Annotated in this window: 18 protein-coding genes; 9 read left to right on the plus strand and 9 right to left on the minus strand. The window is 60.9% G+C overall.

The window, feature by feature from the left end:
- Positions 1-446 precede the first annotated feature (446 nt).
- On the plus strand, positions 447-1,835 hold the full coding sequence (tnpC, locus tag M1P90_RS37110) for an IS66 family transposase (RefSeq protein WP_409569855.1): 1,389 nt from the start codon (positions 447-449) through the stop codon (positions 1,833-1,835).
- 4 nt (positions 1,836-1,839) lie between these two features.
- On the opposite strand, the gene M1P90_RS37115 is transcribed toward tnpC, so the two are convergent.
- Complete coding sequence (locus tag M1P90_RS37115; RefSeq protein ID WP_483704995.1) at positions 1,840-2,289, minus strand: MarR family winged helix-turn-helix transcriptional regulator; 450 nt, start codon at positions 2,287-2,289, stop codon at positions 1,840-1,842.
- A 139-nt stretch (positions 2,290-2,428) separates the two neighbouring features.
- Here M1P90_RS37115 and M1P90_RS37120 point away from each other — a divergent pair, with 139 nt between their 5' ends.
- The gene (locus M1P90_RS37120) at positions 2,429-2,629 is read left to right on the plus strand and encodes a hypothetical protein (RefSeq protein WP_483704997.1); all 201 of its coding nucleotides are present in this window, start codon (positions 2,429-2,431) and stop codon (positions 2,627-2,629) included.
- 72 nt (positions 2,630-2,701) lie between these two features.
- Here M1P90_RS37120 and M1P90_RS37125 read toward each other — a convergent pair whose 3' ends face one another.
- Positions 2,702-4,324 (minus strand): ISL3 family transposase, encoded by a 1,623-nt coding sequence (locus tag M1P90_RS37125; RefSeq protein ID WP_483706081.1) that lies wholly within the window; start codon positions 4,322-4,324, stop codon positions 2,702-2,704.
- 371 nt (positions 4,325-4,695) lie between these two features.
- Positions 4,696-5,088, minus strand: a complete 393-nt coding sequence (locus M1P90_RS37130; RefSeq protein WP_483704999.1) for a response regulator — start codon at positions 5,086-5,088, stop codon at positions 4,696-4,698.
- A gap of 266 nt (positions 5,089-5,354) precedes the next feature.
- Here M1P90_RS37130 and M1P90_RS37135 point away from each other — a divergent pair, with 266 nt between their 5' ends.
- Positions 5,355-6,260: an IS982 family transposase gene (locus M1P90_RS37135; RefSeq protein ID WP_483699052.1), complete on the plus strand. Its 906-nt coding sequence runs from the start codon at positions 5,355-5,357 to the stop codon at positions 6,258-6,260.
- A 3-nt stretch (positions 6,261-6,263) separates the two neighbouring features.
- On the opposite strand, the gene M1P90_RS37140 is transcribed toward M1P90_RS37135, so the two are convergent.
- Positions 6,264-8,279: a two-component system sensor histidine kinase NtrB gene (locus M1P90_RS37140; protein WP_483705001.1), complete on the minus strand. Its 2,016-nt coding sequence runs from the start codon at positions 8,277-8,279 to the stop codon at positions 6,264-6,266.
- A gap of 503 nt (positions 8,280-8,782) precedes the next feature.
- Here M1P90_RS37140 and M1P90_RS37145 point away from each other — a divergent pair.
- The 4 genes from M1P90_RS37145 (at position 8,783) to M1P90_RS37160 (ending at position 10,058) form a co-directional block, all read left to right on the plus strand.
- Positions 8,783-9,019, plus strand: a complete 237-nt coding sequence (locus tag M1P90_RS37145; RefSeq protein ID WP_483705003.1) for a winged helix-turn-helix domain-containing protein — start codon at positions 8,783-8,785, stop codon at positions 9,017-9,019.
- A 107-nt stretch (positions 9,020-9,126) separates the two neighbouring features.
- Positions 9,127-9,498, plus strand: a complete 372-nt coding sequence (locus M1P90_RS37150) for an ANTAR domain-containing protein (protein WP_483705005.1) — start codon at positions 9,127-9,129, stop codon at positions 9,496-9,498.
- Between the two features lie 9 nt (positions 9,499-9,507).
- Complete coding sequence (locus M1P90_RS37155) at positions 9,508-9,903, plus strand: VOC family protein (protein ID WP_483705007.1); 396 nt, start codon at positions 9,508-9,510, stop codon at positions 9,901-9,903.
- Positions 9,904-9,920: 17 nt separating this feature from the next.
- Positions 9,921-10,058 carry a hypothetical protein gene (locus M1P90_RS37160; protein ID WP_483705009.1) on the plus strand — a complete coding sequence of 46 codons (138 nt, stop codon included), beginning with the start codon at positions 9,921-9,923 and terminating at the stop codon, positions 10,056-10,058.
- Positions 10,059-10,215: 157 nt separating this feature from the next.
- On the opposite strand, the gene M1P90_RS37165 is transcribed toward M1P90_RS37160, so the two are convergent.
- The 3 genes from M1P90_RS37165 to M1P90_RS37175 form a co-directional block, all read right to left on the minus strand.
- On the minus strand, positions 10,216-10,449 hold the full coding sequence (locus M1P90_RS37165) for a DUF2249 domain-containing protein (protein WP_483705011.1): 234 nt from the start codon (positions 10,447-10,449) through the stop codon (positions 10,216-10,218).
- 92 nt (positions 10,450-10,541) lie between these two features.
- On the minus strand, positions 10,542-10,778 hold the full coding sequence (locus M1P90_RS37170) for a DUF1858 domain-containing protein (protein WP_483705013.1): 237 nt from the start codon (positions 10,776-10,778) through the stop codon (positions 10,542-10,544).
- 105 nt (positions 10,779-10,883) lie between these two features.
- Positions 10,884-11,621 carry a Crp/Fnr family transcriptional regulator gene (locus M1P90_RS37175; protein ID WP_483705015.1) on the minus strand — a complete coding sequence of 246 codons (738 nt, stop codon included), beginning with the start codon at positions 11,619-11,621 and terminating at the stop codon, positions 10,884-10,886.
- A 181-nt stretch (positions 11,622-11,802) separates the two neighbouring features.
- Between M1P90_RS37175 and M1P90_RS37180 the strand changes: the two genes are divergently transcribed.
- On the plus strand, positions 11,803-12,246 hold the full coding sequence (locus tag M1P90_RS37180; protein ID WP_483705017.1) for a hypothetical protein: 444 nt from the start codon (positions 11,803-11,805) through the stop codon (positions 12,244-12,246).
- A 135-nt stretch (positions 12,247-12,381) separates the two neighbouring features.
- Here M1P90_RS37180 and M1P90_RS37185 read toward each other — a convergent pair whose 3' ends face one another.
- Together M1P90_RS37185 and M1P90_RS37190 are read right to left on the minus strand one after the other, a co-directional pair.
- The gene (locus M1P90_RS37185) at positions 12,382-13,659 is read right to left on the minus strand and encodes a hypothetical protein (protein WP_483705019.1); all 1,278 of its coding nucleotides are present in this window, start codon (positions 13,657-13,659) and stop codon (positions 12,382-12,384) included.
- Complete coding sequence (locus M1P90_RS37190) at positions 13,656-14,474, minus strand: DUF2249 domain-containing protein (protein ID WP_483705021.1); 819 nt, start codon at positions 14,472-14,474, stop codon at positions 13,656-13,658. Before M1P90_RS37190 ends, M1P90_RS37185 begins: the two co-directional genes overlap by 4 nt.
- A 175-nt stretch (positions 14,475-14,649) precedes the next feature.
- Between M1P90_RS37190 and M1P90_RS37195 the strand changes: the two genes are divergently transcribed.
- Positions 14,650-15,144, plus strand: coding sequence for a hypothetical protein (locus M1P90_RS37195; RefSeq protein WP_483705023.1), 495 nt, complete (start codon positions 14,650-14,652; stop codon positions 15,142-15,144).
- Positions 15,145-15,244: the final 100 nt, after the last annotated feature.

The following is a 15,244-nucleotide window of genomic DNA, read 5'->3' on the forward strand; positions in this document are numbered from 1 at the left end:
CACCAGCGATTGCGCACTCAAGCGCGCCAGTCTGCTGCGAGACAATCAACCGGAAAAGAGTGCGCTCGGTGATCATCCCGACCATCTTACCACCGGGCGCTACACCTGGTTGAGCGTTGGCCGGTACGGCACGCAGGATTGCTGCAAGAAAATCCTGGCCAGAGCCAGGCGGTGCGCAAACGCGCGGCCTATCGCCGACGGCTGCTCCCACTGCCGCTTGGACAGCTGATTGCCGCATTGGTGGAACGGGATCTGTTCTTGGAAGATTCGCTGCGGGAGTATCTGGTTGCTGGGGTAGGGGAAGGCGACCTTTGTGACCCCACGCTGAACTGATACATCGCAAGTACTGCGGATGCTTTCGAACCTTCGTGTGAAATTTCTTTACATGAAGGTTCGAAAGAGGTAACTGTTCACAGTTATCCTAAGCTTATGCTATACTCGGCTGCATGACGCTTGAAGACGAAGTTGAGCGCCTGCGCGCAGTCAATAGCGATTTGCACGCTCGCGTCGGCGAGCTAGAGCAGGCCTTAGCGGCTGCTCTGGCTCGGATTGCCGAACTGGAACAGCACCACGACGAGCCACCACCCTTCGTCAAACCTAATCGACCCAAACCAGCCTCGCCAAAATCGCCGCGCAAGAAGCGAGCACCTCAGCACAATCACAACCGCAAGCGAATGACCCCGACCCGCTCGGTCGAGCATGCGCTTGAGCGCTGTCCCGACTGCCTCTACCGCTTACAAGGCGATAGCCTCGATTATTCGCGTGAGGTGATTGAACTGCCTCAACCGCAGCCGGTCGAGGTCGTCGAACATCGGGTAATCAAACGCTTCTGTCCGCACTGCCAGCGCTGGCACAGCCCCAAGCTCGATCTGAGTGGTCAGGTGCTGGGGCAAGGGCGTATCGGCGTGCGCATCATCAGCCTGCTCGGCTACTTGCGTACCACGCTGCGCTTGCCCATCCGCCGCATCCAGGCGTATCTGCACAGCGTTCATCAATTGCTGCTCAGCACAGGCGAAATCGTGGAATTACTCCATCAGTTGCGGCAGAGGTTGCAAGCCGAGCTCGAGGCGCTCAAGGCACAGGCGCGTGCCAGTCCGATCCTGCACGGCGACGAAACGTCGTGGCGCGAGGATGGAATGAACGGCTACATCTGGGCGTTTTCAACCCCAGGCGAGCAAGCTGTGCGCTACTACGACTACGACCACTCACGTGGACAGGCCGTTGTGAAACGCATGCTGGCTGGTCAGTTTGAGGGCCACCTGGTGAGCGATTTCTACTGCGGCTACAACATCTATGCCGGCAAGCATCAGCGCTGCTGGGTTCATCTGCTGCGCGCGCTGCGGGAGCTGAAGCAGCAGCACGCCGACGATGCGGGGGTACTGCAGTGGGCGCAGCAGGTACGAGCGCTCTACGACGATGCCCAAAGCTGGCTGCGTGAGCACGAGCAGCCGATACGCGAGCAGCGCGAGCAGCAGTACGTGCAACTGACGGCACGGGCGCACGCACTCGGGTTCGCCTATGCGCGGGTCAAAAAGCATGCCTGCCAGGCGCTGGCGAAACGGTTGCTGCGGCACGAGGAAGAGTTGTTCCAGTTTGTGCTGATCGATGGCTTGAGTGCGGATAACAATCTGGCCGAACGCAGCATCCGGCCGCTGGTTGTCATGCGCAAGATCAGCGGCGGCTCGCGCAGCCAGCAGGGAACCAAGACTCGGCTGGGCTTGGCAAGTCTGTTCGAGACCTGGCAGGCACGCAAGTGCAACCCGTTTGAGGAATGCGTCAAGCTGTTGAGCCAAGGCGCAACCTCTTCGACCGAATGTTCTTTACCCCAACAGTGAACAGTTACCGAAAGAGCGGCATTTGTCGGCTTATCTTCGTTCGAACCTTCGTGTAAAGTATCACCGGCGAACCAGTTCCTCCATTCAAACGCTCTAATATAGCGCTTAATTGCGATCCCAGCCGCAGCTCCTCCCGGTGTGCGGTGGCGAGCTGCTCAAGCAACGCATCGCCACGTGCGGTGAGCCGCACATACACCTGTCGCCGATCATCCATCGCCGACTCACGTCCAACCAGCCGCTGCGCAGCCAGCCGATCGACCAGCCCCACAGCACTATGGTGGCGAATCTGAAGCCGTTCAGCCAGCTCACTGATGGTGATTCGATCGCGTCCCGGGAAGCCCATGATCGCCAACAGTGCCTGATGTTGCTGTGGCTCGATGCCGACCGACCGCGCCGACTCCTCGCTGAAGCGCAGAAACTGCCGCAGCGCATAGCGAAAGGCGGCTAAGTGCATGGGTGTGCAGTTTCAGGGCAACCGCCGGTATCACCTGCAGGAGCTGCGTGCGCGAGCGGTACTGGCCGGGTCGGCGGGCGAGCGCAGCCAGGCAATCGCCCACCTGGAGGCCGCGTGAGCCATCGCCGAAGCGTTTGGCTTGCTCAATGAGCGCTGGCAGATCGATGCAGCACTGGGGGATCTGCTCCTCGCGCATGGTGACCAGCCGCAGGCGCGCCGGTCGTTCACCCAGGCGGCCGAGCTTGTGCGCGCGCTCGCCGAGACGATCGACGACCAGAGCCTGCGGGCAGCGTTCCTCGCCGGCGAACCGGTACGGTACGTATTGGCACTGCACGAATAGAGGAGGAGGGTCGCGCTTGAGTCTGTCAAGTAGTTTGGCTCTCCGTCATCTTCCGTGCTTGGATAAGATGGCTTAAACATCGGCAAGTACGCGACGTCGCAAGAGTTCGAAGCTTGCTCGCCCATAGGCGGTGCGCTTGATCATTTTCAGTCGGTTCACATGCCCTTCGGTGACCCCATTGCTGTGGGGCGATTCTATGGCAGCCCGTATAATTGGCTCTTCCCGCTGGAGCCCATCCGCAAAGCTGACCATTTCACTGATGCCACTTGACTGGCATGCCTCCAACCAGGGAGGCAACCCATCCACAGCCTGTTCTCGCATCAGATTTCTGAATTGCTGTGTCAGTTTTTGCGCCAATGCAACTTCGCTAACCTGACACAGGCGCGCTCGTAGCGCTTTGGCCTCGTCATCAAGCTGCTCATCTTTATGCAGAAGCAACCAGACAAGTCGTCGCGAGGCTGGCAGCGATGTGGTTGTCGACTTCTCTTTCATCTTCGGCTTTAGCGGCTCGAATATCTCGACCTGCCGTGCTGGGCGTCTCCCTGCGGGTGGACGATAATTTGGCAGCAGCGGTCGACGGAGCATTGTCCATTGCACAATCGGACGTACTGAACCACGATAGCCTCGTTCGCGTAGCGCCTGCAACAGGTGTTTGTTCTCGTGCTGGCCGGCATCCCAGCACGCTTGCAGGTCAACCAGGTAGGGGTCAAGAATGCTCTGCTGACGTGGCCGAGCAGGCATTTCTGGAAAGACGTCACTGGCCATATACTTGCGCACACTCTGGCGGCTGATATGCAGCTTACGGGCGATCTGGATGATGGCATCGCCTTCGGCTTGCAACTGCTTCACCTGCGCATATCGGGCATAGCGTCGCGCGCGACTCGCTTGCTGACGAACCTGATCCTTGGTACCACGCCGGGTATCGCGATCAGCGAGCAAGATGGGAGAATGATCGTCAGCGGCAGATGCTGTACGACCGTCTTGCAGCTGAGGCCGCAACCGGTCGAGCATGCGTTCAAGCGCCTCACGCAGGTTGCCGAGTACGTGCCAGCGGTCGGCAACTTGAACAGCCTCAGGTGCGCCTTGGGTCGCTCCCCGAGCATATTCAGTCGACCGATCACGCGTGATAATCTCAACGCCAGGATGCTGCTCAAGCCACGTGGCAACCGTTTCGGCGGTTCTTTCTGGCAGCAGATCCACGACCCGATGCGTGTCGCCATCGATAAGTATCGTGCCATATACTCGACCACGGCACAACGCAAAATCGTCTATCCCAAGCACGCGTGGGGTTGGGCGCAGCTGGAGCGGAGCACGATGAACCAGCCGCAAGATGGTCGCGGGGCTCGCAGGCATCGAAGAGCGCTGACTCTGCCGACATCCAGCTTCACCGCCCAAGGCCAAACCAAGGTCGTGCAAGGCGCTCCTCAATCGTAAGGTGCGTTGCGCTGAAGGCGCCAGCAGACCAGGGAGTCGTTCGGCAAACGTGACGCTTGGGCAGTCAGGATTGAGGCAGCGGAAGCGGCGGACATGGAGAACAAGTCGAAGAGAATAGCCGACCAGCGGCAGATCGCGTGGCGAGCGCGTATAGTACGAGTGGACGCGCGTCGATGTGCAGTCGCACCGAGGGCACTGCGCGGTTGGGCTCGCGGCTGTAGCGGTTACTGTAAGACGGGTTTCGTCCAGCTGCATATCCATAACGGTAAAGCCAGGAAGCAGAAACGCCAAAGGATGGGTTACGTATGTCACAGAAGGCTCCACTAGGAAAATCTACGGAACCCTGTAGTATACCTGGTTGAAGCCTGTTCTGCTCAAGCACGAAAGATGACGGAGAGCCAATCTATTTTACACCCTCTCGCGCTTTGGTCTCATGTCTGTATCGCTGAAATGACCTGGGCAATCATGTGCCGCGTAGGAATACTTCACGGCTACAAAGCTATCAATTCAGACCTGCAGCGCCTCTGAGGAGGCGCGACTCCCTGACTGTATGTTGTTGCTATCACTGCGTTTGTCGCCCACGCGGCGCCGCGTTTTGTACCATTACCCCGCGCCCGCGCTTAAAGGCTGAATCACCTCATCGACTTCATTGGACTGCTCCCGGCCTCTGCGTCCAGCACCTCCCGTACCTTGCGTGCAAATGCCGCTGGTGTAAAAGGCTTGGAGAGAAAGTTTGTCCCTGGCTCCAGTTGACCGTGCTGGACGATCGCATCGGTGGCGTACCCCGAGATGAACAACACTTTGATGTTAGGATCCACGCTGGTCACCTGCTCGACTAGCATTTTTCCACCCATCTGGGGCATCACCACATCCGTGATGAGGAGAGCGATGGTCGCCCCTGCATATTCGTGTGTGATTCGCAGAGCATCGACGCCATTCTCGGCCTCCAATACGGTATACCCCTGCTCCTGAAGGATATGGAGCGCGACCTCGCGCACCAACGGCTCGTCTTCCACCAACAGCACTGTCTCTGTTCCTCGCGGCACGAGCGCATCATCGGCACTCCAGGACTGGATATCCGCTGGCTCATACACTCGTGGAAGGTAAATCTTGAAGGACGTGCCATGGCCGAGTTCACTATAGACCCAGATGTTCCCGCCATGCTGCTTGACGATGCCATAACAAGTTGCTAGTCGGGCGATGTGCTAGTTAAAATGGTTTGACATTCGAGCCTCCAGGTGCTACAGAGAGACTCTCTGACGGTCAGCTCTTTCACACCTGGAGGATTGTGATGATAACCGATTTCGATGACTTTGTGACGTGCATGTACGTACTAATTGACGACATCTGGCTCCAGATTCGGCATCTCTATCCGCGACCCGGTCCCGAGCCAGGCTGCTCGGATGCCGAACTGATCACCATGGCGATTGTGGGCGAATGCCGCGAGTGGGACAAGGAAACCAATCTCATTGGCGAATGGCGCAACTACACCCATCTGTTTCCCGTTCAACCCGAACGCTCGCGCTTCAATCGACGTCGACGCAACTTGATGGCCGCAATCAACCATATTCGTCTGATCACGCTTGCCGTGATGGATGTCGCCCAGGATACGCACTGCGTGATTGATAGTCTCCCGATCGAAGTCGTTCAGTTCCATTTGGTACCATCGTCTTCGGGTGATTGGGACGCCTATGGTGCAACTTATGGCCGCTGCCCGACCAAGAAACGAACGATCTACGGCTATCGGCTCAATCTGCTGGTCACCGTCGGCGGCACGATACTCGACTTCGAGTTGATGAGTGCCAATTGTGATGAGCGTGATGCCGCTCGTGACCTGCTTGAAGACAAACGTGACCTGACCGTGATTGGCGACAAAGGCTTTATCAAAGCCGAACTGGCCAAAGAGTTGCTCGAACGCTGTGGCATACGATTGCTGACCTTGCCGCGAGCCAACCAGAAACAGCAGGTGTCGTCTGAGGTGCGCCGATTGCTCAACCAGGTGCGCCAAATCATCGAAACAGTGAATGGGCAATTGACTGAGCAGTTTCAGATTGAGAGCAACCACGCGCATAGTTTCTGGGGCTTGTGCGCACGGCTGTACACCAAGCTGACCGCTCACACGCTGTGCATCTATATCAATCGCTTGCTCGGCAACCCAGACTGGTTGCGTATCAAGCAACTTGCTTTTCCGACCTGAGTTTTAACTAGCACATCGCCCTAGTCCCAACCCGGTGCCTTTGTCGATCTCCTTGGTGGTGTAGAACGGCTCGAAGATATGCTTCTGCACCGAATCGTCCATGCCGGTCCCGGTATCGCTGACTGCCAACATCACGTAGTCACCGGGAACTACCCCGACATGCTGGCGGGTGTAGTCGGCATCCAGCCAAGTGTTGGCAGTCTCAATTGTGAGCCGGCCGCCATGGGGCATAGCGTCGCGCGCATTGACAACCAAGTTGGCGATCACCTGCTCGATTTGCCCAGGATCGGCTTTGATTTGCCCTAAGTCGTCGGCAGGCAGGGAGACCAGTTCGATATCCTCACCAATCAGCTGGCGCAGCAATTTATCCATCTCAACGATGACATCGTTGAGGTTGAGCACATGTGGCTCGACGATCTGTTTGCGGGCGAAGGTCAACAGCTGGCGCGTGAGCCGTGCTGCTCGCCATGCTGAGGCTTCCGCGACCTGCAGATCGCGCTGTACCAGATGGTCCTCAGAGAGCTGTTGCTGGGCAGTGCCGAGAAAGCCTATGACGGCCGACAGCACGTTATTGAAGTCGTGGGCGATCCCGCCCGCGAGCTGCCCAATGCTCTCCATCTTCTGCGCCTGGAGCAACTGCGCTTCCAGGCGCTTGCGCTCGGTGATATCGCGGATGATCACCGTGAACACTCGCTGCCCGGCCACGACCACCTGTGAGATGCTGGCCTCAATCGGAAACTCCTCGCCATCCGCGCGCAGCGCGGTGAGCATGCCCAGCGACAACATTGACCGGTTGGTGATGCCGGTCCGGCCAAAGGCACGGATTTGCTCGGAATGGATGCCCTGGAAGCGCGCCGGAATGAACCGATCGAGCAGTTGGCCGATCGCCTCTGCCGCCGGGCAGCGGAACATCTGCTCTGCGGCCACATTGAAGAGCAGAATGCGCTGCGCCTCATCGATCGAGATAATCGCATCCATCGCTGAGGCGATGATACCGGCGAGCCGTGCTTCGCTGGCATGCAGTGCCTCCGCCTGCACGCGAACGCGGTCGGCCTGCTGTCGCAACGCAGCCTCGACCCGCTCACGGGCGTGGACTTCCACCGTTAACTCATCGACGGTGTGCTGCCGCTCGCGGTCTATCAGATCGAGCGCCCTGGCAGTCCACCAGACGAGCGCTGTGAAAATGATTATAGTTGCGAGCACGAACAGCGCTATGCCGAATTCAGTGGGATAGAGCCCTGCCTGTTGTCCCTTCAAACGCAGCCAGCCGAGCAGGAAAGGTACAAGGACCGCCGGCGGTACCAGCCATCTGGCTATCACGCCTCCCGCGTTCGCACTTGTGATAATCTGCATCAACCCGCGGTCAGCACACGCAAACAGGATGCCCAGGCACAGCATCGCGAACGTCATCGCAGTGTGTATCGCTACAGAGGAGTAGGGACCAATGTGATACAGAGTACTGGCCCCGTAGACGTAGCCGACCAACGCCAGCAGTACGACGCCCAAGGCTGTCAGGGTGAGGAGCTGGAGCAGTTCGTAGGCGCGGTCAGTGCTCAGCAGCAGCAGGGCAACCCCGAGGAGAAGGAAGTTGAAAGCGGCCGTGAGGGCCATGCGGCCAGGAGGCGCAGTCACACCGGCTGCCGAGGGCTCTGTGAAGAGGAATTGATCGATACCGAGATCTATGCCGACCAGATATTCCAGGAGTGTGAGGCCACCGACCACGACAACGAGCAGCGCGCAGACCTGCGCACAGTGTCGCGCCCGCTGGGTAAGTGGGTTCTTCCGCGCCAGCCATAGTGCGCTACCGGCCAGGACGAAGGCCAGGGCCGTGTTGGCCTTCATCGTAGCCAGGCCCGGAATGACGCTCTTGAGCGTGGGGATATCGAAGGTCCAGCCGACGAGGACGAGCACGCCAACCAGGATGGTGATCGGACTTGTGGCGCGCGAAACCAGTTGGAGCAAGGTAAGCAGCCGCGGCAGCATGTACTTGCTGGATGGACGTATAGGAGGCGTCAGCATGGTGCTACCTCTGAGACATCGTGCGGCGTCACACACCAGTGGTCCACATTGGGCAGTCTATGCAGCCACGATCGCGGTTGTCGCTGAAACCGAATGACCGCGGGGGATCTATAAGATCAGTCTCACGACTGTGATCCCCTGAGGCCAACATCGGAGCTGTGAAGTGTATTGTGGAGAAGAAGAAGCAAGGACACATCATGCACCAACTACTGCTCATCGTTCGTAAAGTATATATCGACTGTCGGTGGCTGTCTAGGTAGGCAGATCTCCAGCCCAATTGTTATCGATATCTTCGTGAAGAGAGCGCTGTAGCAGATACTATCGGCAATGTCCGGTAACTGTAACTAACCGCGTCGGATAGTGGTTATGCAAGGCTCACGATAACAGCTTGATGAGCGAGTCAGTTGTGCAACGGCAACCGGCGGTTGCGATATCTTTCCTCCACAACACACACCTGCCGGTAAGATGGCGAGTCAAGCATCCCCACTACGCAGAGGCGCATCATGCCGATAGGAACAAAGCTGCCGCCGTGCCTGGACAAACGGATCATCCAGGATGGAGCCGCGGCGATCGGGCAGGGCGGGCTGGACCACCGCCTCCACTTGCATAGTGGCGACGAGACCGAGTATCTGTGGGCCTACATCCGACGTCTGCGCCGGAAGATCGAGCCGGATGCGAGCAACCCCCGCTATATCTTGACCCAACCGGGAGTCGGATACTATTTTGTGGCTCCGGCATAAACCCAGGCGGCACTTCGCCCGCCACGTCGCCTGAGGCTGGTCGCCGTCTCACCGCGCCGTGAGATACCTTCGTCGACAGCGGTTGCGAAACATAAGGTGTATGAGCCTTGGACGGGTCTACGGTCTGGATTATCAGCTGCGACCCCGATACACGACGGTTGATCAGCCTCAACCTGAACAGGCGCGGTTTCCAGATCCAGGAATTCCTGTCTCAGGGGGAGCGGCCCTCCTCTGAAGGAGGGCCGCAGCTAATCATCCGGGATGCCGGCCTGCTAGATGAGCCAGACTGGGAGGCGATCGGCGCGCTCCGCCGGCTGCCTTCGACCAAGGAGATGCCACTGATCTTGCTCCTGGCGGACGCACCAGCGGCAAGCCGGCTTGCACCCTTTCAGCCAGTGCGCTGGTTCGAAAAGCTGCTGGCTATCGATGCCCTGTTGCTGGTGGCGCGCGAGGAGCTAGGCGAACAGCGAAGCGGATAACCGAAAACTATGAACGCTCAACCAGCACTGATCATCCTGGCGGTAAGCGATCTGCCGCGCGCAGTGCGGTTCTACCGCAGCGCTTTCGGCTGGCCGCAGGAGGTGGACGTACCAGTCTACGCTGAGTTCGCGATGCCGGGCGACCAGCGGTTGGGACTTTACGAGCGCGGGGCGTTCGGGCGCAACACGGGACAGACGCCTGATGCGACACCGGATGGGGCTTTGACTGGTACCGAGCTTTATTTCTATCCCGCTGATCTGCCCGCAGCGATCGTTCGGCTCGAGGCGTCGGGCGCTCGCATGCTTAGCAAATTGGCCAAGCGTGACTGGGGAGATGAGGCGGCTTACTTTGCCGATCCCGATGGCAACGTCCTGGTTATGGCGCGCCCACTTGGACAGCGGTAGTAATGAGGTGAACGCCAATGCAATCGGATGAGGAAAAAGAAGAGCGAATCCCAATCGGACAGGCGATGTTCGACGAACTGTTCCCGTTCTTCATGCTCTCACTGGCGAACTGCTGCCCAACGCCGAACAGCTCTACGACGCGCTGGAAACGGTAGCCCCCGAAGGCCGGCGGCGCGCTTGTCTGTCTGGTTAATGGATTGCTCGATCAACGCCGCACTCACTCCACGGCGTTTGGCCGCGTTCTCGTCTGCTGCGTGCCGATCAGTATTCCCCACCTTCACCCAGCGGAGTCCGGCGGTTCCTCCTCGGCGCCTATGTCGCCGGTGCAGATTTGCCGACCCGCACGCGCCAGGTCTCCGGCCCTTGCTCCAGGTACTCCCAGCTGAACTGCCCTTGCCGCTCGGCGCTAAACTGATAGTAGAGCGGCTTGGGGTCGTGGTCGTTGACCAGCAGAAAGGCTTCGCCAGATCCTAGCGCATCAAACGTCGCGAAGATCAGCGGGTGGCGCTCGCGCGGCGCGATGGTACGAACATCAAGAGTCTGCATCGATCTTCCTTCCTGTCCTTATGCTTAAGATTGTGTTCTCGCCGAAAGAGCGGTCACTCGTCGTCCTGTATCACCCGGCCGACGCCGTTTCGCTAGGCGTCGGTCTGACCCGCCGGCCTACGCACATTGCCGATCGCCTGCTGGAGATCTTCCAGGAGCTGTTCATGCGGGAGACGATAGATCGTCATCGCATCCTCCAACGTGCAGAACCGTGCCATGGAGCAGCCCACGCATGCCAGCCGGTGTGCCAGCAGAACGGGTATCGCCGCGGGGTACTCAGAAAATATTCGCTCTATAGTCCAATCGCGAGCAATGCTGCGTGTGTCCATCACACGTCTCCTTTAGCAACCCAGTATACTGACGCGCGGCCGACCGTTCTTTGCGCCAGCGCAAACTCCCGCCGCCAGGCGAAGTGTGTGGGCTGGCCGCGTGGCTCACGCACGCGGCTCGTCCTCCCCCGGCAGATCGTCGGCGATGATCACAAGCCCATGCGGGCGGCGGATCACCACCCGTTCGCGCCCGGTCTCGACCAGGCCCTGTGCCTCCCACTGGCTGAGGATGCGGCTCACAGTATACAGCGTCGTCCCGATCATCTCGGCCAGATTCTGCCGCGACAGCGGGAGATCGATCAGGATGCCGCCCGCGACCTTGTGCCCGCTCTGGTGCGCCAGGCGCAGCAGTAGGCGGGCAACCCGGCGCTCGACCCGTTCGGTCGCCAATTCGCGCAGCCGATCCTGAAACTCGCGTACCCGCTGTGCCAGCAGCCGCATCCCGTTCAGCGCCAGCCGCGGATACTGCTCCATCAGCACGGCGACCGCCATCCCCTCCCACACGAGCGCCTGGCATGCGTCGAGGGCCTCGGCCGACGCAGAGTAGACCATGGCGCCGAGCACGGCGACGATTCCCATTCCTTCACCGCGGGTGATGAATCGCAGGATCAGCTGCTGCCCCTCCGCAGTGACCTGGGTCAGGCGCACGCGCCCCTCGAGCAGCACGTAGAACTGTGTGGCTGGATCGCCCTGGAAGAAGTAGCACGACCCTGCGGGCAGCGCGCGGATATGCGCGGCCTGCACCACCGCGGCCAGCGCGTCGGCGTCAAGGCCCTGAAACAGTCCGATCCGCCTGAGGAGATCGGCCGTCGCCTGAACCGAGGTGGGCATATTGGCGTCCATCACTACTGTGCCTCTCTCACACCCTATCTCATTCTGGGCAACGATCGATCATGCGAGCGGAAGCGCCATCCACTAATGATCGCCCTCTTTGCGCTAGGGCAAGGACACGCGCCAGCGCTGCTCGTATACTTGGATCCATCAGCAGAGCGTAGACGCCCGGGCGCATGAGAAAGAGGGCATCATGGTGAGTTCGACACGAACGGAAGCCGCCGAACGAGTGACGATCGATCCGCCGATTCAGCGGCTGCTCACGCAGGCGATCAACTCACCCCTCAAATTGCACCTGGCCCTGCTCTTTCACGAGAATCCTCGTCTGGAGGGAAGCGCGCACTCCATTACTGAGCGGATCTACCGCGATATCTGGAGCACGCGGGAGGCGCTGCGCGAACTTGCCGACGACGGCATTCTTGGCGTCCGTGACAGCGCCAGCGAGCCGATCTATAGCTATTGCCCGCGTCCCGAGCATCGCCTGCCGATCGCGCTCCTGGTCGAGTACTTCAATGACCCATTCGCGCGCGACCAGATTCACGCCCAGCTGCGCGATCTGGCCAGGGACACCTTCTGTCGCCATAGCCTCATACACGATATGGCGGAAGTGACATCATGCCCCTGCTGCTGCCCGTGATTGTACGACAGCTGCGGCTCGATCGCCAGCGAATAGAAAGTTCCGCGCCAAATACTTCAGCTTTATAATCGGTCGCGTGTCGCAAGACGATGCCACCTGCGGCCTGTGAGTTGTCGCGTGCGTACGGAAATGTACTCAAGAACCTCGGCGCAACACACTGAGCATCGTGCTCGCGAACACAAGCCCAGCGACCGCGAGCGCCACACCACCCGCGGTCGTCACCCACAACAGGCCGAAGAGCATGCCCACCAACACCAGCGGGATGCTAGCATTGAGCAGCCAGTAGGTCGCTTCGGCCCGCCGCGCATCGACCAACTCGCGCACCAGCGGCACTCGTTCTGTGCCGGCCTTTGCCCCAAAGCGATGGGTCCAGAGCAGGAACGGCACAATCTTGTGCAGCATCCCGATAATCGTCAGGCCGATCCAGCCCGCGAAGCCGCTCCAGGCGTACAGCATCGCGCCGCGCCCGGCCGGCAGACGCTCGTCGAGCAGCCCGGCGGCGAGCAGGACGCCAAGCACGGCGCTCAGCGCCAGGTAGCCTAGCGCGATGCGAAAGGCGCGCAGCGCGATGTCGAGCTTGCGCCGCAGCCGTCGCCGCAGGATGCGACGCATGTCGTAGATGTAGATGCCACAGGCGGCCGCGAGCGCCAGCGCCAGCGGTAGTCGCAGCCAGGCCGGGCCGTCGAGCAGCAGGGTTAGCGCGAGGCTGGGCACCGCCAGGTTGAACAGCACCAGGTTGATCCGGCCCAGCCGCTCGTCGACGTCGTGCGTCAGCGCGAACATCGGCACCAGCTTGTACGACACCCCAACGATCAGCAGCGTTAGCCAGCCCACGCCGCCGAGCAGCGCGTGGCCGGCGATGCTCGGGAGCACCGCAACCGGCCAGAACGCCAGCCGCTTGTTGACGACAAAGATAATGCCGAGCGCCACGACTAACCCGAAGTAGATCAGCGCGCTGATGATGTAGCGCCCGGTGAGGTTGAGCTGTGGAACGCTCCGCAGGGTGCGCGCCAGCACGACCAGCGCGACCGCCACGCCCAGGAGCACCAGGGTTCCGCCCACGATCAGCGCCGGCACGGTGTAGTGCCAGAAGCCGAGCGCCAGGGTCAGGGCGCCGACCGCGTAGGGCCAAAACCCCAGCTGGGCCAGCCGTTCATCGGCGATCGGGACGCGCAGCACCACCGGCACCAGCTGGTAGAGCGCACCTAGCGCCGCCATGCTGGCAAACACCAGGGTAAATAGATGTGTAAGCGTCAGCACATGCGGGGCGAAGTAGAAGCCGAGCAGCGCAGGCGCGTCGAGCGCCAGCACACCGCCGAGCAGCGTAAAGCCGCCAACCGCGCTGAAAATGAAGCGCAATGGCAGACTCAACGCCGGCGCGGTATCGCGGCTGATCGATAGATCGGCAATCATTCAAGCGACCTCGTTTTCTGGGGCGCCTGCACCGCGCCTTTGGCGATCGTCACGCGGTGCGCGCCATCGGGCTGTTGCTCGGCGGTGTAGACCAGCCTACGCTCGTTCAGCTCGTCAAACAGCAGCAGCGGAACACGGTCGGTCAACGCGACGATCGTATCGTGGGGGCCGCTCGCGTCCAGTGCGGCCAGCACCCGCAGCATGGGCTGCGGCGGCTCGAGGCCGCGGTTGTCGAGCGTGATCGTCCGAGCCAGCGTAGCATCGGTTGCTTCAGCGCTGGTATGCGTCGGCGCGGGCGCGACCTGCGCGAAGAAGATCTCCCAATCGTCCTCGGCCAGGTGGCGCGCCCAGGCCTGGAATCCACGCCGGCCCAGCAATGTGTAGAGCGGCAGCGGCTCGAAGGTGTTGTGTAGCGCCAGGATGCCGCCGAGCGGCAGCGTGCGAACCGCGCGCAGAATGTCGGCCAGCGGCTCCTGCCCGGCGCGCTGCGCCGCGCGCACGTCGAGGCGCGCCGCCACGCGAGTCTCGTCAAACCATTCCGGTGGGTCTCTCGGTACGCCCGCCGCTGTATCGGCGGCGGGCAGCGCCGAGTCGGTAGCTCCATTCAGCACCTCGATCAGCACCACCAGGTCGACTCCGGCGATCGCCGCGGCCTGTCGCAGCGTGACGAGCCGGCTGAAAGCCTTGCGCAGCAGCGGATTGCGCAGCCGCTCGAAGGCCGAGTGCTGCGCGGCCAGCAGATCGATGGCTTGCGGATGCCGCGCGATGATATCGGCAACAGTCATGTCGGGGGTGATCGGCATGTATCCAGGCATGGGTTTCTCCATCTCGGCCGCGACATTCTGCTCCCAGCTCCGCGGCGAAGTGTTGCGGGTTCAACATTTCCCATACAGTTTAACCTGATGGGCCGCGCCGCTCTTTGCGCTGGCGCAAGGAACCCACTATCAAGACGGAGGATACTTGAGCGCAAGATGAGAGCGAGGTAGAACCATGCAACCACAGCACGTTTTCGAGACACTCGTCGCGCGCTACACCAGGCTGGCCGACACCGAGGCGGCCCTGCACGAGCTGCAAGACGCCGCGATACCCTATCCCGACATCCGTATGGGCGCGCAGGCGGCCCACGGTTGCCCGCATGCTCGGGAAGGCGATCAGTCCGCGATCTGCTGGTCGCTCACGGTCCTGCTCGACAGCCCGACGTGCGAACGTGCCGATCCGATTCTGCGCCGGCACGCGCCGCGCGCGATGAGCCGCCAACTTGCGCCCGAGCACGGGCGCAGCGAAGCCGACCAGGGCGCGCTTGCCTGGCGTCACTATGTCTTTGCGACTCCAGCCGCGACTGACTGGGTTGGCGACAACGCTGGAACCAACGGCACCACCGGCGTCATCAGCAGCGGCGTCTTCGCGGACGGTGCGCTCGCCGAAGGCAACCCACCGACGCGCGATCTGCCACGCAATCAGCAGCGGTCAGGGCCAGTGCGCTGACAACCAACGACGAATGCGAGTGGTGTGCGACAGCAACTGTCGCGCACCACTCGCGCTCGCCATGCGAGCCACCTATCCCACATCGTATCATCGCCACAGG

The organism is Kouleothrix sp. 19917, assembly GCF_057073505.1.

Coding starts and splice junctions, on each gene's coding strand:
- M1P90_RS37195 (WP_483705023.1), top strand. CDS start 14,650: ATGCAACCACAGCACGTTTTCGAGACACTCGTCGCGCGCTACACCAGG.
- M1P90_RS37125 (WP_483706081.1), bottom strand. CDS start 4,324: ATGGATATGCAGCTGGACGAAACCCGTCTTACAGTAACCGCTACAGCC.
- M1P90_RS37155 (WP_483705007.1), top strand. CDS start 9,508: ATGAACGCTCAACCAGCACTGATCATCCTGGCGGTAAGCGATCTGCCG.
- M1P90_RS37140 (WP_483705001.1), bottom strand. CDS start 8,279: ATGCTGACGCCTCCTATACGTCCATCCAGCAAGTACATGCTGCCGCGG.
- M1P90_RS37190 (WP_483705021.1), bottom strand. CDS start 14,474: ATGCCTGGATACATGCCGATCACCCCCGACATGACTGTTGCCGATATC.
- M1P90_RS37165 (WP_483705011.1), bottom strand. CDS start 10,449: ATGCAGACTCTTGATGTTCGTACCATCGCGCCGCGCGAGCGCCACCCG.
- tnpC (WP_409569855.1), top strand. CDS start 447: ATGACGCTTGAAGACGAAGTTGAGCGCCTGCGCGCAGTCAATAGCGAT.
- M1P90_RS37115 (WP_483704995.1), bottom strand. CDS start 2,289: ATGCACTTAGCCGCCTTTCGCTATGCGCTGCGGCAGTTTCTGCGCTTC.
- M1P90_RS37185 (WP_483705019.1), bottom strand. CDS start 13,659: ATGATTGCCGATCTATCGATCAGCCGCGATACCGCGCCGGCGTTGAGT.
- M1P90_RS37160 (WP_483705009.1), top strand. CDS start 9,921: ATGCAATCGGATGAGGAAAAAGAAGAGCGAATCCCAATCGGACAGGCG.
- M1P90_RS37170 (WP_483705013.1), bottom strand. CDS start 10,778: ATGGACACACGCAGCATTGCTCGCGATTGGACTATAGAGCGAATATTT.
- M1P90_RS37145 (WP_483705003.1), top strand. CDS start 8,783: ATGCCGATAGGAACAAAGCTGCCGCCGTGCCTGGACAAACGGATCATC.
- M1P90_RS37175 (WP_483705015.1), bottom strand. CDS start 11,621: ATGGACGCCAATATGCCCACCTCGGTTCAGGCGACGGCCGATCTCCTC.
- M1P90_RS37135 (WP_483699052.1), top strand. CDS start 5,355: ATGATAACCGATTTCGATGACTTTGTGACGTGCATGTACGTACTAATT.
- M1P90_RS37180 (WP_483705017.1), top strand. CDS start 11,803: ATGGTGAGTTCGACACGAACGGAAGCCGCCGAACGAGTGACGATCGAT.